Genomic DNA, 353 nt, shown 5'->3' on the forward strand with positions numbered 1-353 from the left:
GACACGATCGGGCGGCTGGAAACGGTCACCCTCACCCGGGAAGGCGGAGGTTTCACGCCGCACGTGGTCCAACTCCACTACAACGGAGCGAGCGACGAGATCAGCGGGGTGAGCGCGGATGGCTTCTCGGCCAGCTACGGACGACATGCAGGGAACCGGAGCATTACCGGCATCACCCGCGGGCCGGTGATTCAGACTTGGGGACGCGGTCCGACTGGCCGGATCACCACGGCGGACAGCAACGTCACCGGTGCCCCCGATTTCGGCTACGCGAGCTTCGACACGAAGGGCAGGCGCAAGACGGTCGTGACCAATCGGGGCACCTGGACCTACAGCTATCGCGGGGGCGACGG

1 protein-coding gene is annotated in these 353 nt (G+C 66.6%); it reads left to right on the plus strand.

The window, feature by feature from the left end; genetic code table 11:
* Window positions 1–353, plus strand: a 353-nt coding sequence (locus tag ACG2LG_RS24345) for a hypothetical protein (protein WP_396263516.1), incomplete at both ends; no start/stop codon positions are given.

Source organism: Haloferula sp. A504, from assembly GCF_044385805.1.
Taxonomy (GTDB): domain Bacteria; phylum Verrucomicrobiota; class Verrucomicrobiia; order Verrucomicrobiales; family Akkermansiaceae; genus Haloferula.